General features: G+C 71.2%; 24 protein-coding genes. 11 read left to right on the top strand and 13 right to left on the bottom strand.

The window, feature by feature from the left end; genetic code table 11:
* The 3 genes from BN39_RS05335 to BN39_RS05345 form a co-directional block, all read right to left on the bottom strand.
* Nucleotides 1-1410: SpoIID/LytB domain-containing protein (locus tag BN39_RS05335; protein WP_019201329.1), on the bottom strand; the 1410-nt coding region annotated here is incomplete at its 3' end.
* A 184-nt stretch (nt 1411-1594) separates the two neighbouring features.
* Entirely contained in the window at nt 1595-2446 is an 852-nt protein-coding gene (locus BN39_RS05340; protein WP_019201330.1) for a Cof-type HAD-IIB family hydrolase, read from the bottom strand.
* The gene (locus BN39_RS05345; protein ID WP_040765896.1) at nt 2439-3224 is read right to left on the bottom strand and encodes a 1-acyl-sn-glycerol-3-phosphate acyltransferase; all 786 of its coding nucleotides are present in this window, start codon (nt 3222-3224) and stop codon (nt 2439-2441) included. The genes BN39_RS05340 and BN39_RS05345 overlap by 8 nt, the downstream gene beginning before the upstream one ends.
* Before the next feature lie 91 nt (nt 3225-3315).
* On the opposite strand from BN39_RS05345, the gene BN39_RS05350 reads away from it, so the two are divergent.
* Together BN39_RS05350 and BN39_RS24045 are read left to right on the top strand one after the other, a co-directional pair.
* Nucleotides 3316-4902, top strand: a complete 1587-nt coding sequence (locus BN39_RS05350; RefSeq protein ID WP_019201332.1) for an MBL fold metallo-hydrolase — start codon at nt 3316-3318, stop codon at nt 4900-4902.
* Nucleotides 4899-6239 carry a hypothetical protein gene (locus tag BN39_RS24045; RefSeq protein WP_019201333.1) on the top strand — a complete coding sequence of 447 codons (1341 nt, stop codon included), beginning with the start codon at nt 4899-4901 and terminating at the stop codon, nt 6237-6239. Before BN39_RS05350 ends, BN39_RS24045 begins: the two co-directional genes overlap by 4 nt.
* On the opposite strand, the gene BN39_RS05360 is transcribed toward BN39_RS24045, so the two are convergent.
* Together BN39_RS05360 and serS are read right to left on the bottom strand one after the other, a co-directional pair.
* Nucleotides 6236-7126 carry an oxygenase MpaB family protein gene (locus BN39_RS05360; RefSeq protein WP_019201334.1) on the bottom strand — a complete coding sequence of 297 codons (891 nt, stop codon included), beginning with the start codon at nt 7124-7126 and terminating at the stop codon, nt 6236-6238. The two genes, BN39_RS24045 and BN39_RS05360, sit on opposite strands and share 4 nt — an antisense overlap.
* Before the next feature lie 79 nt (nt 7127-7205).
* Nucleotides 7206-8459 carry a serine--tRNA ligase gene (gene serS / locus BN39_RS05365; RefSeq protein WP_019201335.1) on the bottom strand — a complete coding sequence of 418 codons (1254 nt, stop codon included), beginning with the start codon at nt 8457-8459 and terminating at the stop codon, nt 7206-7208.
* 60 nt (nt 8460-8519) lie between these two features.
* Here serS and BN39_RS05370 point away from each other — a divergent pair, with 60 nt between their 5' ends.
* Genes BN39_RS05370 through deoD form a run of 3 tightly spaced genes read left to right on the top strand, consistent with a single transcriptional unit; the run spans nt 8520 to nt 10800 of the window.
* Nucleotides 8520-9713 (top strand): septum formation family protein, encoded by a 1194-nt coding sequence (locus BN39_RS05370; RefSeq protein ID WP_019201336.1) that lies wholly within the window; start codon nt 8520-8522, stop codon nt 9711-9713.
* A gap of 2 nt (nt 9714-9715) precedes the next feature.
* Entirely contained in the window at nt 9716-10063 is a 348-nt protein-coding gene (locus BN39_RS05375) for a metallopeptidase family protein (protein WP_019201337.1), read from the top strand.
* A 29-nt stretch (nt 10064-10092) separates the two neighbouring features.
* A complete protein-coding gene (gene deoD, locus BN39_RS05380; protein ID WP_019201338.1) occupies nt 10093-10800 on the top strand; it encodes a purine-nucleoside phosphorylase in 708 nt (235 codons plus the stop codon).
* Here the strand turns inward: deoD and BN39_RS05385 are convergent.
* The gene (locus tag BN39_RS05385; RefSeq protein ID WP_051158956.1) at nt 10793-11257 is read right to left on the bottom strand and encodes a hypothetical protein; all 465 of its coding nucleotides are present in this window, start codon (nt 11255-11257) and stop codon (nt 10793-10795) included. The genes deoD and BN39_RS05385 overlap by 8 nt on opposite strands.
* 86 nt (nt 11258-11343) lie before the next feature.
* Here BN39_RS05385 and BN39_RS05390 point away from each other — a divergent pair, with 86 nt between their 5' ends.
* Entirely contained in the window at nt 11344-11901 is a 558-nt protein-coding gene (locus BN39_RS05390; protein WP_019201340.1) for a TetR/AcrR family transcriptional regulator, read from the top strand.
* Here the strand turns inward: BN39_RS05390 and BN39_RS05395 are convergent.
* Both BN39_RS05395 and pheA read right to left on the bottom strand, forming a co-directional pair.
* Nucleotides 11898-12524, bottom strand: a complete 627-nt coding sequence (locus tag BN39_RS05395) for a histidine phosphatase family protein (protein ID WP_019201341.1) — start codon at nt 12522-12524, stop codon at nt 11898-11900. The two genes, BN39_RS05390 and BN39_RS05395, sit on opposite strands and share 4 nt — an antisense overlap.
* Nucleotides 12521-13453, bottom strand: a complete 933-nt coding sequence (gene pheA, locus BN39_RS05400) for a prephenate dehydratase (protein WP_019201342.1) — start codon at nt 13451-13453, stop codon at nt 12521-12523. The genes BN39_RS05395 and pheA overlap by 4 nt, the downstream gene beginning before the upstream one ends.
* A 106-nt stretch (nt 13454-13559) precedes the next feature.
* Here pheA and BN39_RS05405 point away from each other — a divergent pair, with 106 nt between their 5' ends.
* Complete coding sequence (locus BN39_RS05405; protein WP_019201343.1) at nt 13560-13904, top strand: hypothetical protein; 345 nt, start codon at nt 13560-13562, stop codon at nt 13902-13904.
* Nucleotides 13905-13912: 8 nt separating this feature from the next.
* Here BN39_RS05405 and BN39_RS05410 read toward each other — a convergent pair whose 3' ends face one another.
* Nucleotides 13913-14308: a hypothetical protein gene (locus BN39_RS05410; RefSeq protein WP_148281421.1), complete on the bottom strand. Its 396-nt coding sequence runs from the start codon at nt 14306-14308 to the stop codon at nt 13913-13915.
* A 91-nt stretch (nt 14309-14399) separates the two neighbouring features.
* Between BN39_RS05410 and BN39_RS05415 the strand changes: the two genes are divergently transcribed.
* Nucleotides 14400-15134, top strand: a complete 735-nt coding sequence (locus BN39_RS05415) for a DUF2470 domain-containing protein (RefSeq protein ID WP_019201345.1) — start codon at nt 14400-14402, stop codon at nt 15132-15134.
* A gap of 9 nt (nt 15135-15143) precedes the next feature.
* On the opposite strand, the gene BN39_RS05420 is transcribed toward BN39_RS05415, so the two are convergent.
* Together BN39_RS05420 and BN39_RS05425 are read right to left on the bottom strand one after the other, a co-directional pair.
* Nucleotides 15144-16676: an MFS transporter gene (locus BN39_RS05420; RefSeq protein WP_019201346.1), complete on the bottom strand. Its 1533-nt coding sequence runs from the start codon at nt 16674-16676 to the stop codon at nt 15144-15146.
* Nucleotides 16677-16687: 11 nt separating this feature from the next.
* On the bottom strand, nt 16688-17236 hold the full coding sequence (locus BN39_RS05425; protein WP_019201347.1) for a TetR/AcrR family transcriptional regulator: 549 nt from the start codon (nt 17234-17236) through the stop codon (nt 16688-16690).
* Nucleotides 17237-17322: 86 nt separating this feature from the next.
* Between BN39_RS05425 and BN39_RS05430 the strand changes: the two genes are divergently transcribed.
* Nucleotides 17323-17934: a hypothetical protein gene (locus tag BN39_RS05430; protein WP_019201348.1), complete on the top strand. Its 612-nt coding sequence runs from the start codon at nt 17323-17325 to the stop codon at nt 17932-17934.
* A gap of 16 nt (nt 17935-17950) precedes the next feature.
* On the opposite strand, the gene BN39_RS05435 is transcribed toward BN39_RS05430, so the two are convergent.
* Nucleotides 17951-18244 (bottom strand): hypothetical protein, encoded by a 294-nt coding sequence (locus BN39_RS05435; RefSeq protein ID WP_148281422.1) that lies wholly within the window; start codon nt 18242-18244, stop codon nt 17951-17953.
* 52 nt (nt 18245-18296) lie between these two features.
* A complete protein-coding gene (locus BN39_RS05440) occupies nt 18297-19772 on the bottom strand; it encodes a solute carrier family 23 protein (protein WP_019201350.1) in 1476 nt (491 codons plus the stop codon).
* A 47-nt stretch (nt 19773-19819) separates the two neighbouring features.
* On the opposite strand from BN39_RS05440, the gene BN39_RS05445 reads away from it, so the two are divergent.
* Together BN39_RS05445 and BN39_RS23835 are read left to right on the top strand one after the other, a co-directional pair.
* On the top strand, nt 19820-20599 hold the full coding sequence (locus BN39_RS05445) for a CPBP family intramembrane glutamic endopeptidase (protein ID WP_019201351.1): 780 nt from the start codon (nt 19820-19822) through the stop codon (nt 20597-20599).
* 201 nt (nt 20600-20800) lie between these two features.
* Nucleotides 20801-21013: hypothetical protein (locus BN39_RS23835; RefSeq protein ID WP_237741624.1), on the top strand; the 213-nt coding region annotated here is incomplete at its 3' end.

A 21013-nucleotide genomic window follows, 5' to 3' on the forward strand; every position in this document is an offset into this window, starting at 1 on the left:
GGCGCCGCCGGCGGCGGGCGCCGAGGAGCCGGGCGCGGTCTGCGCGGTGTTCGGCGCGGTGGGCACGGGGTTGAACGGGTCCACGGGGGCCGCGACGATGTTCTGGTCGACCACGTTGCCCGGCACGGGGGCCTGCGCCGGGGCGCTCTGCTGCGCGGGGGCGCCGGGAGCGGACGGCTGGGCCGCGCTCGAGCTCGCGCTCGGGTTCGCGCTCGACGGTGCGCCGGGGGCGCCCGAGGCGGGCTCCTGGCCATTGACGGTGAACCAGTCCGAGCGCAGGTCCAGCTTGGTGCGGACCTCGGAGCCCGGGACCACGACGGTGCGCTTGGCGCCGGCGATCTCGACCGCGACGGCGCGCGGCACCTCGGGCGACTGGGTCTTGACGACCTTGACCGACTTCAGCTCGCCCACGTCGAAGGCCTGCGAGACCTTGGCCGCGGGCACCTTCTGGGTCCAGTTCTTGAACGGGGAGACCACGTCGCCGTCGTCCTTGACCGCGGGGAAGTCGCCGCCCGCGGTGTAGCCGCCGGTCGAGCTGGAGAACTCGGTGGAGACTGCGTAGCCCTGCTTGGCCATGACCAGGCCGGCGGTGCTCGCGACGGCGCGGTCGGTGCGCGGGTCCTCCTTGGCGGAGCCGCCGTAGACCTGCGAGTCCTGGGTGTCGTTGTAGCGGTCGCCGCGCTTGGCGCTCTCGGCGAGGGCGTAGGAGCGGGCGGCGATGGACTGCGCGCGCAGGGCCTCGGCGCCGCCCTGGTCGGCCCATTCGGCCTTGCTCTCGACGGGGACCACGCCGCGCAGGTAGTCCTCGATGTTGACGACGTTGAACACCTTGCCGTCCTTGACCGCGACCGAGCCGCGGTAGGCGGTGTTGTTGCCGCAGAACTTGAGGTTCTCCGCGACGGGGCGGCCGGCGCCCGGCGTCACGGGGTCGACGGTGGCGTCCTTCGCGGGGACGGACTTCACGACGGCGCCGTCGCAGCCCTGGGTGATGGTGGCGGTGTTGCCGTCGAGCCGCACGGCCTGGCCCGGGTCGACGCGCTCGTCGCCGATCTTCGCGCCCGCGGGGGCGAGCACGTTGGCCACCTTCTGCTGCGTGAGCTGCACGCGGACCGGGAGGTTCACGTCGGCGCGGGAGAGCTGGGTGCCGCCGTAGTAGCGGGCCACGATCTGCTCGGCCTTCCAACCGGATTTGGCGTAGCCGAACGCGCCCCACTGGCCCATGCCGCGGCCGTGGCCGTTGCCCTGGCCGGTGAAGGTGACGTCGCTCGCGGCGGCGAGCCGCAGGTCGCCGATGTCGGTGCTGGTGAGCAGTGTCGCCGCGCCGCCCACGGCCAGCGCCGGGAGCATCGCTAGGGCGACGGTGCGCCGTACGCGGCGGCGACGGGGACCGCCGTCGATCCACACGGGCATGGTTTCTCCTTCAGCTCGACGCGTGAGAGCCCCGTTCGACGACAAGGCTCAACGTGAGGTTGAGACTAACATCATCTACAACATTCGTCACGTAGGCATCTCATGTCACTTGAGTCACAAAATGGACATGCGTCGTGCGGCGCGCCTCAGCGAGCGGGCGGGGCGCTCTCCGTCCGGCGGGCCGTCAGAACCAGCGCTCGAGGACCTGGGCGACGCCGTCCTCGACGTTGGTGGCGGTCACGAGGTTCGCCGCGTCGCGGGCGAGGGGGTGCGCGTTGGCCATCGCCACGCCCACGCCCGCCCAGCGCAGCATCTCGGAATCGTTGGGCATGTCGCCGAACGCGGCGGTCCGCGCACCGTCGGGCACCCCGAGGTGCGCCATGGCGCCCTGGATGCCCGTGGCCTTGGTGACGCCGGGCACGTGGAACTCGATCAGCCCGTTGTTGGTGGCGTAGGTGACGTCGGCGATCCCGGCCAGGTGCGGGGCGACGCGGGCGTGCATCTCGTCGGAGGTCATCCCGGGCTGCCGGACCAGCAGCTTCACCGCCGGATGGGACAGCACCACGGCGTCGGAGTCGGTGACGGTGTCCGGTTCGAGCCAGGCGTGCTGGTAGCCGGTGCTCGCCGCGAACCGCGGGGTCGCGGTGTCGTGCTCGCCGGCCGCGACGCGCTCGGCGGCGAAGCCCGCGCCGGGCAGATTCTCGCGCACCAGCTCGGCGACGTGGTTCAGCAACTCGGGCGACATCAGCGCGGCGGAGACCACCCGGCCGCTTCCGGTGTCGTAGAGCACGGCGCCGTTGGCGCACACCGCGAGCGGCGCGAAATCGAGCTGCGCGGCGATGGGGTCGACGGCGCGCGGCGGCCGCCCGGTGGCCAGCACGAACTGGGCGCCCGCGGCGCGCAACGTCGTGAGTGCGGCCAGGGTGCGGGGGCTGATCCGCTCCGCATCGTCGACGAGGGTCCCGTCGACGTCGCTGGCGACGAGGACCGGGGCGGCGCCGAACTCCGCGCCCGCGGGCGTGGGGGCGTCAGGCATCGGCGCCCGCGGCCTGCCCCTCGCCCCGGTCGCCCTCGTCCCGGCGGCGGCGGCGCTCCTCGATGTCGGCGGCGTCCATCGCCTCGGCCTCTTCGAGCGTGGGCGCGGTGCCGCCGAGCCTGCGCGGTACCCAGGGCTCGCCCTGCGGGTGCGGGCCGTACAGGTCCTGGAGCTTGAGCAGCATCGCCTGCATCTCGGACTTGAGCCGCGCCGTGAGCTCCTCCGCGGTGCCCTCCGGCTGGATGGGGTCGCAGACGCCGATCATGATCCGGAACCGGTTCCGGCCGAGCTTCTTGGGCAGGCCCTTGGTCCAGATCTGCTGGGCGCCCCACACCACGACGGGCACGATCGGCACGCCCGCCTCGATCGCCATCCGCGCGGCGCCGGACTTGAAGCCCTTGAGCTCGAAGCTGCGGCTGTGGGTGGCCTCGGGGTACACGCCCACCAGCTCGCCGGCCTGCAGCGCCCGCACGGCGGCGGCGTACGCCTCGGCGCCGGCCTCGCGGTCGACGGGGATGTGCTTGAGCGCACGCATGACGGGCCCCGACTTGGAGTTGTCGAAGACCTCCTTCTTCGCCATGAACCGCACCTTGCGCCGCCCCGCCGCGTACGCGGGCTTCCCGCCGAAGGGAAAGTCCAGGTAGCCGGTGTGGTTGATCGCGACGACCGCCCCGCCCTCGCGGGGGAACTTCTGGAAGTCCACCTCGGTGAACCTGATGCCTTGCACGGCCCACATGCCGCGGGCTACTTCGAGAATCGTTCCGTAGACGGGTTCCACGCCCGCAAGCGTAACCGCGGGGAGCGGGCGCCGCTCGTGCGTCTCGCCCATTACCCTGTAGCGGTAAGCGACACCAGCGAAAGGCTCCACAGTGCAGGTCACCAGCGTCGGTCACGCGGGCTTCCACATCTCCACCGCCGCCGGCACCATCCTGTGCGATCCGTGGGTCAACCCGGCGTACTTCGCCTCGTGGTTCCCCTTCCCGGACAACACGCAGTTGGACTGGAAGGCCCTCGGCGACGTCGACTACCTGTACGTCTCGCACCTGCATCGCGACCACTTCGACGCGAAGAACCTCGCGGAGAACATCAACAAGGACGCCACTGTCCTGCTGCCGGACTACCCCGTGCCGGACCTCAAGCGCGAGCTGGAGAAGCTCGGCTTCACGAAGTTCTTCGAGACGCAGGATTCGGTCAAGCACACGGTCTCGGGCCCCAAGGGCGACCTGGACGTGATGATCATCGCCCTGCGCGCCCCGGCGGACGGCCCCATCGGCGACTCGGGGCTCGTGGTCTCCGACGGCGAGACGGTGCTGTTCAACATGAACGACGCCCGCCCCGTGGACATGGACGTGCTCGACGAGTTCGGCGGCGTCGACGTGCACCTGCTGCAGTACTCGGGCGCCATCTGGTACCCGATGGTCTACGACATGCCGAAGGGCTCCAAGCGCCGCTTCGCCGAGCAGAAGCGCCAGCGCGGCATGGACCGCGCGCGCAGCTACGTCGACCAGGTGGGCGCCACCTGGGTCGTCCCCTCGGCCGGCCCGCCCGCGTTCCTCGATCCGGAGCTGCGCTACCTCAACGACGAGGGGCGCGTGGACCGCGAGACGATCGGCGGCGACCCGTCGAACATCTTCCCGGACCAGATCACCTTCCTCGAGGAGATGCGCAGGAACGGGAACGACGGTGGCCTGCTGATGATCCCGGGCACCGTCGGCGAGTTCCGCGGGTCCGAGAAGCTGGGCCTGATGCACCCCGTCCCCGAGGACGAGGTGATGCGCATCTTCGAGGAGAAGACCGCCTACCTGGACGCGTTCGCCGAGCGTCAGGCGCCGGTCCTGGCCGCGGAGAAGGCCGGCTGGGCGCAGGACGACGGTGCGCCGCTGCTCCCCGCGCTCAAGGCCAAGTTCGAGCCGATCATGAAGGCCTCGGACCTGATCAGCGACGGCATCGGCTATCCGGTGGGCCTGGTCATGGGCTCCGGGGACGATGCGGAGACGGTGGTCCTGGACTTCCCGAACCGCACGGTCCGCGAGCCCGAGGAGGGAGACGGCAAGTACCGCTACGGTTTCCGCATCGCGCCGGAGCTGGTGCGCACGGTGCTGCGCGACGACGAGCCGGACTGGGTGAACACGATCTTCCTGTCCACCCGCTTCACCACGTGGCGGATCGGCGGCTACAACGAGTTTCTCTACACGTTCTTCAAGTGCCTCACCGACGAGCGGATCGCGTACGCGGACGGCTGGTTCTCCGAGGCGCACGACGACACCGCGTCGACCGAATTGGACGGCTGGGAGGTGCAGCGGCGCTGCCCGCACCTCAAGGCCGACCTGGAGAAGTTCGGCGTGGTGGACGGCGGCAAGCTCACCTGTAATCTGCACGGCTGGCAGTGGGACCTGGAATCGGGCCGCTGCCTCACCTCGAGCGGACACGAGATCCGCGCCCGGAGACTGACGTGACCAAACGCAAGTACCCGAGCAACCGGCAGCGGGTCGAGGACTACTACGGGGTCCACGACACCGGTATGGGCTCGCGCCCCGCGCCGCCACAGGCTCCGCCTCCTCCGAACCAGGCTCCGCCGCAGCAGGTTCCGCCGCAACAGGCGCCCCCGCAGACTCCGCCGCAGCAGCCGCCGGGCGCACCGCCGTTCCAGCCGCCGCCGTTCCAGCCGGCCCCGGGACAGCCGGCCCCGGGACAGCCGGCGCCCGGCCCGGCGGGCCCGGCCGGCGCGACGCAGGCGTCCGCCGCGCCCAAGAGCAAGCCGGACCCGCTGACGGATCCGCTCACCTCGGAGACGTTCCAGGGGGTGCAGCCGGAGGCGGACACCTTCTCCGCGAGCGTCGTGGGCGGCTTCGGATACAGCGAGCCCGCCTCGGCCTCGGCCTCCGCCCGCGCGGAGCAGTTCCGTACGGACGCGTTCGCTTCGGACTCGTTCACTTCGGACTCGTTCAGCGGCGGCGGTTTCGACCAGTTCGCGCCGCCCAAGTTCGAACCGCGCGCCGAAGGGACGTGGAACGACTCCGGGCCCACCGTCCGGACCGGGGCGCCCGAACCCGAGACCCTCGACGAACCCGACGAGTCGTACATCGACGTCGAGGTGGTCGACGTGGTCGACGTGCCGGACACCGCAACGCCGGCCGACACGGGCGAGCCGGGTGAGCCGGTCGCTGCGGCGGCTGCCCCGGCGGCCGACACCGTGACCCGCCCGGACCCGGCCGGCGCCGATCCGGACGATGCCGGTCCGGACGATGCCGGTCCGGACGATGTCGCGGACGCGGCGGACGTGGTCGACGTGGAGGAGGAACCTGCCGCGCCGAAGACCCCGACGATGCGCGAACCCCTTGCGCTGGACGCTTTCCCGTACACCCAGATCGATGAGACGTACGTCGATCCGACGACACTCCCCGAACCGAAGGAGCCTGGCGAGATGACCGATTTCCACGAGTCGCTGCAGGAGGCCATGAGCATCGAGGGCGCGCTCGGCGTGGCCCTCGTGGACTCGTCGAGCGGCATGGCGCTGGCCACCGCCGGCGATCCGGCGGGCTTCAACCTCGAGGTCGCCGCGGCGGGGAACTCCGCTCTGGTGCAGGCGATGAGCCGCACGCTGGGCGATCTGGACCTCGACGATCACATCGAGGACATCCTCATCACGCTGGGCACGCAGTACCAGATCGTCCGGCCCATCCGGCAGGGCGCCGAGGGCCTGTTCCTCTACTTGGTGCTCGACCGGGCCCGCGCGAATCTCGCGATGGCCCGGTTCCGCCTCACCAAGCTCGAAGAGGACATCGAGGTCTAGGCCGCGCGCGAGCCACCGTCGAGCTTGAGCGGGCCGAGGGGGTTGCGCCCCAGGGCCACTCGGGCCCGCAGGTCCACGAGGTGGCCGCGGTACAGCAGGCTGCCGGGGAAGAAGGCGTCGGCGACGCGCACCAGGCGCATCGCCGCCTCGAACAGGCGCTGATCCGTCGCGGTCCAGCTCCAGCCCATCGCGTCGCGGAACGCCGGATGAATGGTGCCGCGGGTGAAGAAGTGGAACGGCCGGCCGAGGATCGACGAGAGCACCACGCCGATCGGCCCCCACGGCTCGTTGACGAACCGCAGCGTCGCCAGGTCGTCGCAGTAGTCGCGGACCGCGCCGGCGATCCGCACGTCCTGCAGTCCCCGCTCCCAGTACTCGGTGAACGCGGACCAGGTCTGCGGCCACTCCTCGGCCGAGAGGTTGACGCCCGTCGCGAGCGTGGTGGCCGAGGCGGTGAGCCGGTCCAGCGTCGGCTCGTCCAGCTTCCCGTAGACGAACTCGTACTGGTCCACGTAGTAGCGGAACAGGCACGCCGCGACCCACAGCTGCAGCTTGCGCGCGTTGCCGCTGTAGCGCACCGGGCTCTCCTCGGTGGAGTGCACGTGCGAGTGCACCTCCGCGATCGCGCGGCGGTACACTGACCGGTCCCGCTCGGTGCCGTAGAGGGCGACGGCGAGGTACTGCGTGGTGGTGCGCGCCCGCTTGAGCGGCCGGTCCGTCGTGCGGCCGGAGGCGACGCGGCTCTCCTCGACGCCGTGCCCCACACCCGGGTTCGCGAGCTGCATCACCACGTTGGCGGCGTTGTTCGACATCCCCGCGAGGGTGACGAGGTCCGTCAGGGACTCCGGCTGCTTCTTCCGGAACGGGGCGCGATAGATCTTGGCCATGCTCCTATCGTGACCCTTATCACACGCGATTGCAAGAGTTCGAGAACAATCTCTTACTTCTGCTCTTCCCGAACGTGGGTCAGGGGCGCAGGACGTCGGTGCCGAGGAAGGGCTGCAGTGCCGCGGGGACGCGGACGGACCCGTCGGGCTGCTGGTGGTTCTCCCAGATCGCGACGAGCCAGCGCGTGGTGGCCAGGGTGCCGTTGAGCGTGGCGGCGACCTGCGGGCGGCCGTCCTCGTCGCGGTACCGCACGCCGAGACGGCGGGCCTGGAAGGTGGTGCAGTTCGACGTGGACGTGAGTTCGCGGTACTGCCCCTGCGAGGGCACCCACGCCTCGCAGTCGAACTTCCGCGCGGCGGACGAGCCGAGGTCGCCCGCGGCCACGTCGATCACCCGGTAGGGCACCTCGACGGCGGCCAGCATCTCCTTCTCGAACTCGAGGAGCCGCTGGTGCTCGGCCTCGGCGTCCTCGGGCTTGCAGTAGATGAACATCTCGATCTTGTCGAACTGGTGCACGCGGATGATGCCGCGGGTGTCCTTGCCGTACGAGCCGGCCTCCCGGCGGAAGCAGCTCGACTGGGCGGCGTAGCGGACGGGCCCCGAGCCCAGGTCGATGATCTCGCCCATGTGGTAGCCGGCCAGCGGCACCTCCGAGGTGCCCACCAGGTACAGGTCGTCGGCCTCCAGCCGGTAGATCTCGTCGGCGTGCGCGCCGAGGAAGCCGGTGCCGCCCATGACCTCGGGCTTGACCAGCACGGGCGGGATCATCAGCGTGAACCCGTGCGCCACGGCCTTCTGCACGGCCAGCTGCAGCAGCGCCATCTGGAACAGCGCGCCGTTGCCGGTCATGAAGTAGAACCGCGAGCCCGACACCTTGGCGCCGCGCTCCATGTCCAGCAGCCCCAGGCCCTCGGCGAGCTCCAGGTGGTCCCGGGGGTCGGCGATCTCGGGCACCGCGCCCACGTGCTCGAGCACCTCGAAATCGTCCTCGCCGCCGGCGGGGACGCCGTCGATGATGACGTTGCCGATCCTGCGCGCGATCTCGTCGAACGCCTCGTCGGCGCGGCCCTGCTCGGCCTCGGCCTCCTTGACCTTGGCGGCCAGCTCGCCGGCGGCGGCCACCAGGGCGGGGCGATCGTCCGGCGCCGCCTTGCCGATGGACTTGGACGACGCCTTGTGCTCGGCGCGCAGGTTGTCGGCCGCCAGCACGGATGCCCGACGGTGCGCGTCGGCCTCCAGCAGGGCGTCGACCAGCGCCGGATCTTCACCTCGGGCGCGCTGCGAGGCGCGCACGCGGTCCGGATTCTCGCGGAGCAGCTTCACGTCGATCACCCGGCCAGCCTATTCGGTGCCGCTTCCCTGCCCCACACCGACCAGGCATGATGAGAGGCGATGGCCGACGAGAACGACACCCAGCCCGAGCACGACGCCGACTACGACCCTGAGTACGGGTCCGGGCGGGAGCCCGGCCCCGGTTCCGAGCCGTACGGATCCGACGCCGACGACACCCGCGTCATCGACGCCTATCCGGAGGACGAACCCGAAGACGGACCGGGCGGCGATGCGGACGACCAGGTGGACGCGCACGCCGCCGGCCCCGTCGACGATCCCGCCCCGGCACCGTCGAAGCCGCGCGGCCCCGTCGGCGCGGGCGTCGTGCGCGCGGTGCTGGCCGCGGTGATCGTGGGCGCCGTGGCCATCGGCGCCACCCTGTTCGCGACGGGCGCGTTCGAGGAGAAGAACGAGGAGCACGTGCCGCGGCTCGCGGCGTCGGGCAGCATCCTGGCGCGGGCCAAGGCCGGCGCGTGCCTGGCCTGGGACAAGGAGCCCACCACGATGGCGCAGGTCGAGTGCGCGCAGCCGCACAAGTTCGAGGTGGCGGGCGAGCCGTCGCGCGAACTGCCGGAATCGGCGAAGTACCCCACGGAGGCGGCGCTGGACTCGATGCGCGACCAGGTGTGCCCGCCCGTGGTGAACCAGTACCTGGGCAAACGGCTGGACCCCAAGGGCAGGTTCCAGATGGGCCTCCTGACGGCCGGCCAGCAGGCGTGGGAGACGGGCGACCGGACGGTGCGCTGCGGCGTCCAGGTGGTCGACGGCACCGGCACCGCGCTCGACGTGAGCGGCAAGATGGTGAACCAGGACCAGTCGGTGTCGTGGCCGGTGGGGACGTGCGTCGGGATCGGCGAGCGCGGCCAGCCGACGCGCGCCGTCGACTGCGCGCAACCGCACGCCTTCGAGGTGACCGCGGTGGTGGACCTGCGCAAGCAGTTCCCCGACGCGTCGTGGCCCACGCTGCAGCAGCAGGAGGACTACCTCGGCGGCATCTGCCCGGCGCAGACGACCAGCTGGTTCGGCGCGGACGACGGGCTGCGCAGGTCCGGCCTGCAGCTGAACTGGAACACCCTGTCGCAGCCGTCGTGGACCGCGGGCTCGCGGTCGGCGATCTGCTTCCTCGCCTCGTCGAAGGACGGCCGCACGTTCACCCCGATCACGGGTTCCGCGAAGTCGCCGAACCTGCTGATCGACGGGAAGAAGCCCGTGATGCCGACCTTCCCGGGCGCTCCCCCGGCCCCGGGCCGGTAGCCGTGCACGTCTCCCGGAGGGCCTTCCAGGAGTGGGTCTCCGACGCCCTCGACGACGTGCCGCCCGCGCTGGCGCAGGCGATGAACAACGTGGTGGTGCTGGTGCGCGACCGCAACGACGAGGACCCGACGATCCTCGGGCTGTACGAGGGCGTCGCGCTCACCGAGCGGGACACCAGCACCTACTTCGGCACGCTCCCGGACCGGATCTTCATCTACCGGGAACCGCTCATGGAGATGTGCGACACCGAGGAGCAGTTGCGGCACGAGATCCGCGTGACGGTGCTGCACGAGATCGGCCATCACTTCGGGATCGACGACCACCGGCTCCACGACCTGGGCTGGGCCTGACCGGCCGGGCCTGAAAGGAATTCATCGACATGGGTACCCCGCACAATTCCGCCGCGCCGGGCGACTACGCACCGGCCGTGCTCATGCCCGGCGACCCCCGGCGCGCGCGCCGGATGGCGGAGACGCTGCTGGACGACGCGCGCCTGGTGAACGAGGTGCGCGGCATGGAGGCCTACACGGGCACCGTGGGCGGGCGCCCGATCTCGGTGATGGGCTCGGGCATGGGCATGCCGACCATGACGATCTACGCGACGGAGCTGTTCCGCGAATACGGCGTGCAGCGCATCATCCGGGTCGGCACGACGGGCGCCTTCCAGGACGATCTGCAGCTGGGCGACGTGCTCATCGCGACTGCCTCCCATACGGATTCGGCGATCAACGAGCCGCGGATCCCGGGCGTGCGGTTCGCCCCGGCGGCCTCGTTCCCGCTGGTGCGGGCCGCGGTCGACGCGGCGGAGAAGCGCGAGCAGCCGGTGCGCGTGGGGCCGGTGTACTCGTCGGACCACTTCTACCTGTCCCGGCCGGGCCTGCACGAGGGGCTGCGGGACCACGGCACCCTGGGCGTCGACATGGAGACCGCCGCGCTCTACGGCGTCGCGGCGGCGGAGGGCCGAGAAGCGCTCACGGTGCTCACGGTGACCGATCACCTGTTCCGCGAGGAGGCGATGTCCCCGGAGGACCGGGAGAACGGTTTCGCCGCGGCCGCGGGGATCGCGATCGAGGCCGCCTTCAGCTGAGTGCCCGGGCCGCGTCCCGGAACAGCGTCGGCGCGAGCCTGCGGTGCACCGGGGCGAGAGCCCGCCAGACCCTCTCACCGGGGCGGCTCCGGTACCTGACAGCGGTGGTCAGCGAGACCGTCCCGGCGTGCGCACGAACCACGAGGCGGCCCGCCAGGAGCGGACCATCGGCCTCCATACGAATCCACCCGTCGCCCCGCTCGCCTACGGTCCACCCGGCGATCGTCTCGGGGCCGGCGGCGCGATCGAGGCGCAAGCGCAGCGCGCCGCCCCAGATGAGCCGTTCGACGGGCGACGGACTATCGCCGAACATCGCCCGCGCCCACTGCTCGGCGGTGCCTCGACCGGCTCCTTCCTGCGTGAATCGGTCGGCGTAGTCGACGCGGTCCAGGGCGACGGCGCGGGCGGCACCGTCGACCGCTGTGGCACCGACATCGCTGCGGATGGTTCTGGACATGGCGGTCACTCCGTTCATATACGGTTGCGTATACATCGAACACCACGAAATATACGGCACCGTATACGAATGGGGAAGGGGGCGCCGTGGGCGTCGTACGGACCTCGCGGGGGGACTGGATCGAGGCCGGCCTGCGGGCCCTGGCGGAGGGAGGACCCGAGGCGATCCGCGTCGAGGCGCTCGCGAAGCGGCTCGGCGTCACGAAGGGCGGCTTCTACGGCACGTTCGCCGACCGGAACGAACTCCTCACCGCCGTGCTCGACACGTGGGAGAGGGAGGCGGTCGACGACGTGCTCGCCCACGTCGAGGCGCAGGACGTCGACCCGCGCGAACGCGCGCGCCTCGCCGGCGTGCTCACCCTCTCCGCCGATCGACTTCTCCCCGTCGACCTCGCCGTCCGGCAGTGGGCCCGCCGGGACGAGGCGGTCGCGGAGCGGCTGCGGCGGGTCGACACGGGCCGAATGGACTTCCTGCGCACGTCGATCGGCGCGTTCTGCTCCGACCCCGACGAGGTGGAGGCGCGCAGCCTGCTCGCGTTCTGCGCCGCGATCGGCGAGCACTTCATCACCGTCGAGCATCCCGGGCGCACCCGCGCCGAGGTGCTGGTGCGCGCCGCGGACGTGCTGTTCGACGGTCCGCGCTAACCCATCGGATCCACGGGCGACGGTGCGTCGGCCCAGCTGACCAGTTCCCATCCGGATCCGCTGGGGCGCAGCACGATCTCGCCCGTGTTCGGCAGGTGGTGCTTGTGCGCGTACGCGCCGTCGACGGCGGCCAGCCGCGCGGCGACGAGCCGGATGGCCGCGCCGTGGCTGACCAGGTACACGTCGCCGCCGTCGAGGTGGTCCCTGCGCACCCGCTCCACGGCGGGCAGGTAGCGCGCGAACAGGTCGTCCGCGGATTCGCCGCCGCGCAGCTTGGCACCGAGATCGCCTTCGTGCCAGCGCTTCACGATGTCCTGGAAGGCCTTGATCGAGTCCTCGTCGTTGAGCCCCTCGAGCTCGCCGGCCTGCACCTCGTGCACGCCGTCGATCACCGTGACCGGCACCTCCCACCCGGCCCCGATGTGCTCGGCGGTCTGCTGGGCGCGGCGGGCCACGGAGGAGAGCAGGACCGCGGGCGCGACGCCGGGCCGGTCGGCGGCGAACCGCCGGGCCTGGTCCGCGCCCTCCGGGGTGAGCGGCGCGCCCGGGGGCAGGGTGTCGAGGATCTTCGCGACGTTCGCGGTGGTCTGCCCGTGCCGGACGAGGTGCAGAAGGCCGGTCATCGCAATCCCTTTCGCACGTTCTCGAACCACTGCTGCGCGTCGCCGGGATCGGCGGGCGGGGTGCCGGGGCCGCCGGGCCGCGGCCAGGAGCCGAGGAACCGCACGTCGTCGCACACCCGGTGCAGCGCACGCAGCGCCTCGCCGATCGCGGGATCGTCGATGTGCCCCACGGCGTCGAAGTGGAACACGTAGCTGCCGAACACCGTTCGCTTGGGCCTGGATTCGATCCGGGTGAGATCGACTCCGCGGAGCGCGAACTCGGCCATCGCCAGCGCGAGCGAACCGGGGCGGCTGGGCACGTCGATGATCACCGACGTGCAGTCGGATCCCGTCCGGGCGGGCGGTGTGCCAGGGCGGCCGCAGAGCACGAATCGCGTTCGGGCGTCGGCCACGTCGGCCACGCCGGTGGCCAGCTCGTCGACCCCGTACATGCGCGCGGCGAGCGCGGTGGTGACACCCGCGTCCACGCGGCCCTCGGCGACGTCGGCCGCGGCCGCGGAGTTCGAGGCGGCGGGGACGACCTCGGCCTGCGGCATGTTCGCGGCGAGCCACTGCCGGACCTGGGCGGTGGCGATCGGGTAGGCCCCGACGGTGCGCGCGCGGTCCAGCGGCACCCGGCCGGCGATCGAGAACGCGACCGAGAGGTCGGTCTCCGCGTAGATCTGCAGCGGCGGGCCGAAGGTGAGGGTGTCGAGGGTGGGGGTGACCGGGCCCTCGACCGAGGATTCGATGGGCACGCAGGCGAGGTCGGCGACGCCGCCGGCGACGAGTTCGAGGGCCGCGATCTGGCTGGGCGCGCTCACCCGTTCCGCCCCGGCCACGGTGATTCCGGGCACCGCCAGTTCGCCGCGTTCGGCCTGGGCCTGGCACTGCAGCAGCGCCATCTCGGTGAACGTCCCCTCGGGTCCGAAGTAGGCGATGCGCGTCACGCGCCAAGCCTATCGGAGGAGGCCGGAAGGGCGCCGCGCGCGACGCCGCGGCCCGGAATTCAGTATATTGATGACATTGTTGCGATGGAGTCCAGAAGGGGGCCGCATGTCGCAGGACGAGAACCCGCTCGACCGGATCAGCTCGGGCCCGGCACCCACCGGGCCGAACCCGTGGCGATCCGACAGGCTGCCCACGGGCAGCCCGTACGCGAACGGCCCGCACCGGGGCGGGGCGAGGCGGCGAGGCCTCGGCCGCGCCGGCTGGATCACGCTGATCGTCGCCGTCGCCGTGATCGCCGCAGCGATCGGCTGGGCGGCGGTGTCCCGCCCGGACCCCGTCGTGACGTCCCCGATCGGCGGGGCGGTCGGCGCACCGGCCGACCGACTCCCGCACCACGACCCGGATGTGGTTCGACCGCGGCAGCGGCTCCCCGTCGCCGAAGCTTCCTGACCCTCGGGCTATTTCAGGCCGAGCGCGCGCAGCCGGCCGGTGACGGCCTCGGGATCGCCGGTCACGATGTGCCGCAGGCGTTCCCGCACCGCATCCTGCGCCATGGGGTTGAGCTCGGCGAGGCGCTGCTCGTCGGGTTCCGCTGCGGCGGACTCGATGTCGTCGCCGGTGAGGGCGGCGACGGTCGCGCAGAGCACGGCGATCGCCTCATCGGGGCCCGCCACCGCTATCTCGAATCCGGGCCCGGTGTCGTGCACGCCGTGCACGAGGAACTCGGCCAGCGCGGTGCGGTCGTCCGGCTGGTAGGCGTGACGGGCCAGGCCCGACGGCGCGGCCACGGCCAGCCCGTCCACCAGGGACATGGGCTCGCGCGGAGGCGCGAGCAGCTCCAGTTCGATCGCCATCACGGTGACGATAACTCTTGCCCGGGGTTGCCCACATCATTAGGTTAGGGTTACCTTCATGAGGACGAACCACCGAGCGAGAGGAGTCGTCATGAGCGCGCCCACCATCGCCGAGCCGACGCCGGCCGAGCGTGTCCGCACCGTCGTCGCAGTGCCGCACGCCGCAGTGCTGGCCGCCGACGGCCACGAACCGATCACCCTGCAGCTCCACCACGTGCTGGCCGATCACCTCGTGATCGCCGTCGCCGACGACGCCCCCTGGCTCGACGGGGCGCGCGCCATGGTGGAGATCAACGACATCTCGCCGCTGCCGCTGCGCGAGCGCACCCGGTCCCTGGTCTGGCTGTCCGGCAGCCTGTCCGAGGTGTGCGACGGTGCCGCCCTCGCCCAGCGCGTCGCCGAGCAGAACCCGCTGGAGGGTCTGCTCGACGTGGGCTACGGCTCGCGGCTGCTGACGATGCCGATCGAATCCGCCGTACTCGCCGACGCCTCCGGCGCCTCGTCGGTCTCGGGCGCCGAACTGGCCGCGGCCGAGCCGGACCCGTTCGCGGAGTACGAGTCCGCGTGGCTCGCGCACGTCGAGGCCGGGCACCCGGAGATGGTCGGCCAGCTGGCGCGGCGACTGCCGGGAAAGCTGCGCAACCACCGGATCCGCCTGCTGGGCATCGACCGCTTCGGCATCCGCCTGCGCGCGGAGCACCACGAGCTCTCCGATGTGGACGTGCGGCTGAACTTCCAGCAACCCGCCGACGACATGGCGGCGCTGCAGCGCGGGATCCGGATCCTCGTGGGCTGCCCGTTCCTCAACGGGCTCCGCGCGAGCTGACCGCGCTGGTCAGTGCGCCTGTACCGCGATATCCGTCCGCCTGGGGGTGAGCGCATAGACGCCCGCGGCGACCGCCAGCAGCATGATCCCGCCGATGAGGCCCGTCGTCTGCAGCGAGTCCGTGAACCCCGTGGCGGCGTGCCGCGCGAGTTCGGGTAGCCGCGCCTCCTGCGCGATCGCCATCGCCGCGCCCAAGGACTCGCCCGCGGCGGCGGCCAGCGGACCGTCGACCCCGGGGACCGAGGAGAAGTCGGCGTCCGTCGTGTAGAGCATTGCCGCGACGCTGCCGAGGACCGCGACACCGAGAACGTTGCCCAGGTCGTACGACGTCTCCTCGAGCGCGGCTGCGTTCCCGGCCTTCTCCTCCGGAGTGCCGGACATGATCATCGCCGACGCCACTGTCATCGAACCCATGCCGAAGCCGACGAGCGTGAGCGGGAGGATCATCGATGCGTAGGTGAGCTGGGTGGGCGCGGCGATGAGCATCATCCCGATCGCCGCCCCGACGAGCCCGCCCACCAGCACGATGCGGGCGTTGAGAACCCGCGCGAGCCACGGCGCCGCCACCGAGGAGAGAGTGGCCGCGACCGCGACCGGCAGCAGTCGCACGCCCGTCTCGATCGGGCTGAACCCCTCCACCAGCTGCATCCACTGCGCGAGCAGCAGCAGTGCCGCCGCCATCGCGAACATGACGCCGAGCGCAGCCACTATGCCCGCGCTGAACTGCGGGCGCCGGAACAGCCGCACGTCGAGGAGCGGATGCTCGCGGCGGAGTGAGCGGCGCACGAACAGGCCGAGGACGACCGCAGCGATCAGGAGCGCGATGAGTCCCGGGACGGAGAGCAGCGTCTGGTCCTTGGCGAACCGCTTGATCGACCACACCAGCGCGACCATGCCGGTGATCGACATGAGGGCGCCCGGCCAATCCCAGGCCCCGGGACTCGGCACGCGCGATTCGGGCAGCAGGAACGCGCCGACCACGAGGACGATCGCCATCAGCGGAACGTTCACCATGAACGCGGCCCGCCACGAGAAAGACTCCAGCAGAAGGCCGCCCGCGATGGGTCCGACCGCCGCGCCGACCCCCGAGACTGCTGCCCACAGGCCGAGCGCCTTGGCCCGCTCTCCCGGGTCCGTGAAGATCACGCGCAACATGGTGAGGGTGGTCGGCATGATCATCGCGCCGCCCACGCCGAGCGCGACACGGAGCGCGATCACCTGGGTGGGGCTGTCCGCCCATAGCACCAGCAGCGAGGCGCTGCCGAACACCAGGTAGCCCAGGAGCAGCATCCTCTTGCGCCCGAACCGGTCTCCCAGCGAGCTGGTGGACACCAGGAGCCCCGCGAGCACGAGCGAGTAGGCGTCGATGATCCAGAGTTGTTGCGCCGCTGTGGGCCTGAGGTCGGCGGCAAGATCGGGGATCGCGATGTTGAGGATCGTCAGATCCACGGTGATCACAAGGAGGCTCGCAGAGAGCAGGAGGGCTGCGGCCCAACGGTGCGCGAAGGACAGGGGTGGGGGCGCGAGCGCGGTGTCGGACATCAGTGTGTCTCCTAGAGGTTCCAGAGCGCGGTCACGGCGCGCTCGATGCGATCTCGGCCGATGGGCTCGCCTCCGATCGCCGCGCTGATCGCAGCGCCGTCGGCGTACATGGCGAGGGCCTGGGCGTTCTCGAGCGGAACGTAGCGGGTGAGGGTGCCGACGAACACGGCTGTCCAGTGCTGCTGCAGCGCGACCATGTCGTCGCTGGTGGCGGCCGCGCAGGTCATGGCGAAATCACCGTGCACCAAGTCCGGATCACTGATGTAGCGGTGCAGAGCAGAGGCGAAGGCGGCGGGCGTGGCACCGCTGCGAACGAACTCGTTCTCGAGCTCCGCGAGCCATCGCTCGGCCTCCTCCATGAGCGAGCGGAGGGCGGCGCCGCGCAGGTCGTCGAGGGTGGCGAAGTACTGGGTGGTGGAGCCCAGCGGCACGCCCGCGCGGGCGGCCACCTTGCGGTGGGTCAGGGAACCGGAGCCACTCTCCACCATGAGCGCCACCGCGGCATCCACGATCTCCCGCCTGCGGCGCTCGGGATCGCGACGTCGTGTCGTCTCGGTCATATCCTTACCTCCAGCGCCGTGATGTACACCTGTACATGTACAAACGTACACTAGCAGATTTCGCGACTGCAATCTAAGCTGTAGTGATGAACGCCACTAAAGACACGGGTTCCAGCTCGAGCGGGCTGAGCGATACGGCGAAGACGTGGCTGCATCGCGCGATCGCCGTCTTCGTGATCATCGCTATCGGCATCGGCGCGTACTTCGCACTCTCGGCGTTCGTGCCGCGGTGGTGGGCACAGACCGTCGGTCACATGGTGGGCCGGCAGATGTGGGGAGGGGTGTCCCTGGGCCTCACGATCGGCTTCTTCGGCACCGCGATCCCCGTGTTCCTCCTGGTGTTCGCCGCGAAGCGGGTGAAGAAGCATCCCGCGGTGGCCGTGATCTCGGGTCTACTGGCGATCGCCGCGGCCGTCCCCAACCTCATGACGCTCGGCATCGTGGTGGGCACCGGCCTCGGCGCCAAGGCCGGCCGCGTGGTGATGGACGTCGAGTCGCCCGGCTTCCGCGGCGCCTCGCTGATCGGCGCGATCGCCGGCCTGGTGATCGCCATCGCGATCATGGCCTACCTCGGGGTCAACCGGCGCAAGCGCGCGAAGGCCAAGGCCGCCAAGGCCGTCGGCGCCGGATCACCGAAGTCGGCCACGACCTCGTCCCCCGACCAGACCCCCGCCCCGCACACCGACGGCACCTCGTAGCCCGGCGTCGCGCATCTCAATCGCCTTCGTCCGACGCGCGTGCCGCGCCCCGATAGCGCGACCACCGCGCTTCCCGGCGCAGATTCTCCTCGGACGCGTGACTTCCCGTGTACAGGCCCGGATACCGCGCCTCGATCCATCGCGGGCGGCTGAACACCGATCGCTCGGTCGACGCGTACTTCTTCCCCGTCTCGCCCTCCAGAACGAAGACCAGGATCGGGAGCAGCAAAAGGTATCGAACCCACCTCGCGGCGAAGACGATCAGGGCGGCGAAGCGCGACCGACTCGCAGGCGGTTCGCGCACCGTCATCCCCGATCACCTCCCGGTCACCACCATGATTACCACGGCGGAAGCGGGCGCGTCAGATGCCGAAGACGGTCTCGATCGGGCCGCGGGCGAAGTAGAGCAGGAACAGCGCTGCGACGATCCACAGCAGCGGGTGGATCGACTTGGCCTTCCCCCGCGCGACGGCCAGCAGCACCCAGGTGATGAAGCCGATGCCGATGCCGTTGGCGATGGAATAGGTGAACGGCATCGCGACCACGGTGAGGAAGCAGGGCAGCGCGATGTCGAACCGCGACCAGTCGATGTCCTTGAGCTGCCCCATCAGCATGGCGCCCACCACCACCAGCGCGGGCGCGGCCGCCTCGGAGGGCACCACCTCGTAGAGGGGCGTGAAGAACATGGCCGCCAGGAACAGGACGCCGGTCACGATGTTCGCCAGGCCCGTGCGGGCACCCTCCGCGATACCCGACGCGGACTCCACGAACACGGTGTTCGACGACGCCGAGGCGCCGCCGCCCACGATCGCGCCCGCACCCTCGACGGCCAGCGCCTTGCCGATGTTCGGGACGCTGCCGTCCTCCTTCATCAGGTCCGCCTCCTTGGTGAGGCCGGTGATGGTTCCCATGGCGTCGAAGAAGTTCGACAGCACCAGCGCGAACACCAGCACCGAGGCGGCGAGCACCCCGATCCGGGTGAACGCGCCGAACACGTCCACCTCCCCGACGAGCGACAGGTCCGGCAGGCCGCCCAGGGACGACGGCATCTCGGGGATGTTCAGGCTCCAGCCGTCCGGGTCCTTGACCGACGGTCCGAGGCCCGCGAGCTGCTGCACCACGAGCGCGACGACCGTGGTGATCACGACGCCCAGCAGGATGGCGCCGGGCACCTTCCGCACCACCAGCACGCCCATCAGGAGCACGCCGAACACGAACACGGCGGTGGGCCAGGACGCGACCGAGTTGCCGATCCCGAGGCCGACGGGCACCGTCGTCCCCGCGGCGTCCGGGATCCGGCGCACGAACCCGGCGTCCACGAATCCGATGAACGCGATGAAGCAGCCGATGCCCGCGGCGATCGCGGCCTTGAGTTCGGCGGGGATCGCCCGGAACACCGCGGTGCGGAAGCCGGTGACGCCCAGGATCACGATGATGATGCCGTCGATCACCACGAGGCCCATGGCCTCCGCCCACGTGACCTGCGGGGCGATGCTCACCGCGAGCAGGCTGTTGACGCCGAGGCCGGCGGCGATGCCGAAGGGGTAGTTGACGATCGCTCCGAACGCGATGCACATGAGGCCCGCGGCGAGCGCCGTCACCGCCGCCACCTGCGCGGTGGGCAGCACGTTGCCCAGCACGTCGGCGTTCTTGCTGTTGCCCACGACGCCGCCGATGATGATCGGGTTGAGCACCACGATGTAGGCCATGGTGAAGAACGTGACGAGGCCGCCGCGCAGCTCGCGGGGCAGCGAGGAGCCGCGCTCGGAGATGCGGAAGTAGCGGTCGACGGGCCCCAACCGGGGCTCTGTGGGTGCGGACACGGCGTTCCCCTTCATCGCTGGTGGACCGCGCCATCGTAATAGGCGCCGATACGCTGGGCCGGGTGAGCGCCCCCGAACCCGCCGCCCCCGCGGAGCACAAGGACCTGCGGGCCGAGGTCGCGATCGTCCTGCTGGTCACCTTCGCGTGGTCCGGCCTGTACTCCCTGGTCCGCCTCATCGGCTACCAACTGGGCGCCGGGGTCGGCAGGACGACGGTGACCCTCAATCCGGTCCGGAGCCAGAACGCGCTCATCGACTTCCTGCTCCAGACGCTCGGGGCCGTGCAGTTGTTCGCGTGGGCCGCGCTCGCCGTCTACCTGCTGCGGCGGTCGGGCCTCGGGCTCGCCGACGTGGGCCTCGCGCTGCGGTCACCCCGCTCGACGGTGCTGCGCAACGTCGCGCTCGGTACCGGCCTGGCCGCCCTCATCGGCCTCCCGGGCCTCGCCCTCTACTGGGCGGGGCGGGTCCTGCACGTCACGGCGGCGGTGCTGCCCGCCGCGGGCGGCGAGTCCTGGTGGCGGTTGCTCACCTACGTCCTCCTCGCGGCTGCGAACGCCGTCGCCGAGGAGGTGGTGGTCGTGGGCTACTTCATGACGCGGCTGCGGCAGCTCGGCGTCGGACCGAAGGCCACGATCGCCGCGTCGTCGCTGCTCCGCGGCAGCTACCACCTCTACCAGGGGTTCGGCGCGGGCCTGGGCAACCTGGTGATGGGCGTGATCTTCGGCGCCGCCTACGAGCGCCGGCGCAACCTGTGGCCGCTCGTGACCGCACATTTCGTGATCGACGTGGTCGCCTACGTGGGCTACTCCCTGCTCCGCCCCCACCTCGGCTTTCTCGACTAGGACCGGCGTTCTGCCCTCGGCGTCCGCACTGCGCCCGACATCTTTCGAAGCGTTCTGCGGTCGACGGGCCGCGATTCCTCGCAGAACGCTTCGAAAAGTGTTCGGCGTCGCACGCATGGGTGTCGACGAACGACACGACAGCCGCGCGATCACCGCGACGCTGAGCTGATTTCTCAGTTCTGGCCCGTACAGTCGATGTGCGTGAACGACGAACGACCGAAGGATCGGCGGAACCTCGCCTGGTCCCAGGTCCCCGACGGTGATCCGCGCAACCGCGCGCCGCGGCATCCCCAGGGCATCCCGCGGCCCCCGCAGGGGCGTCCGCCGCGGCCGCCGCGCCCGGCACCGCCCGGCAACCCGCCGCCGAATCAACCGCCGCGGGTCCAGCCGCCCCGCGGCCAACAACCCCCGCCC

This window comes from Tsukamurella sp. 1534 (assembly GCF_000312385.1).
Classification (GTDB): Bacteria; Actinomycetota; Actinomycetes; order Mycobacteriales; family Mycobacteriaceae; genus Tsukamurella.

What these genes read in the sequence shown, in the direction of transcription:
- BN39_RS05340 (WP_019201330.1), bottom strand. Translation starts at nt 2,446, where the DNA reads ATGCCTGACGCCCCCACGCCCGCGGGCGCGGAGTTCGGCGCCGCCCCG.
- BN39_RS05360 (WP_019201334.1), bottom strand. Translation starts at nt 7,126, where the DNA reads ATGGCCAAGATCTATCGCGCCCCGTTCCGGAAGAAGCAGCCGGAGTCC.
- BN39_RS05370 (WP_019201336.1), top strand. Translation starts at nt 8,520, where the DNA reads ATGGCCGACGAGAACGACACCCAGCCCGAGCACGACGCCGACTACGAC.
- deoD (WP_019201338.1), top strand. Translation starts at nt 10,093, where the DNA reads ATGGGTACCCCGCACAATTCCGCCGCGCCGGGCGACTACGCACCGGCC.
- BN39_RS05385 (WP_051158956.1), bottom strand. Translation starts at nt 11,257, where the DNA reads ATGTCCAGAACCATCCGCAGCGATGTCGGTGCCACAGCGGTCGACGGT.
- BN39_RS05395 (WP_019201341.1), bottom strand. Translation starts at nt 12,524, where the DNA reads ATGACCGGCCTTCTGCACCTCGTCCGGCACGGGCAGACCACCGCGAAC.
- BN39_RS05405 (WP_019201343.1), top strand. Translation starts at nt 13,560, where the DNA reads ATGTCGCAGGACGAGAACCCGCTCGACCGGATCAGCTCGGGCCCGGCA.
- BN39_RS05410 (WP_148281421.1), bottom strand. Translation starts at nt 14,308, where the DNA reads ATGGCGATCGAACTGGAGCTGCTCGCGCCTCCGCGCGAGCCCATGTCC.
- BN39_RS05415 (WP_019201345.1), top strand. Translation starts at nt 14,400, where the DNA reads ATGAGCGCGCCCACCATCGCCGAGCCGACGCCGGCCGAGCGTGTCCGC.
- BN39_RS05420 (WP_019201346.1), bottom strand. Translation starts at nt 16,676, where the DNA reads ATGTCCGACACCGCGCTCGCGCCCCCACCCCTGTCCTTCGCGCACCGT.
- BN39_RS05425 (WP_019201347.1), bottom strand. Translation starts at nt 17,236, where the DNA reads ATGACCGAGACGACACGACGTCGCGATCCCGAGCGCCGCAGGCGGGAG.
- BN39_RS05430 (WP_019201348.1), top strand. Translation starts at nt 17,323, where the DNA reads ATGAACGCCACTAAAGACACGGGTTCCAGCTCGAGCGGGCTGAGCGAT.
- BN39_RS05435 (WP_148281422.1), bottom strand. Translation starts at nt 18,244, where the DNA reads ATGACGGTGCGCGAACCGCCTGCGAGTCGGTCGCGCTTCGCCGCCCTG.
- BN39_RS05440 (WP_019201350.1), bottom strand. Translation starts at nt 19,772, where the DNA reads ATGAAGGGGAACGCCGTGTCCGCACCCACAGAGCCCCGGTTGGGGCCC.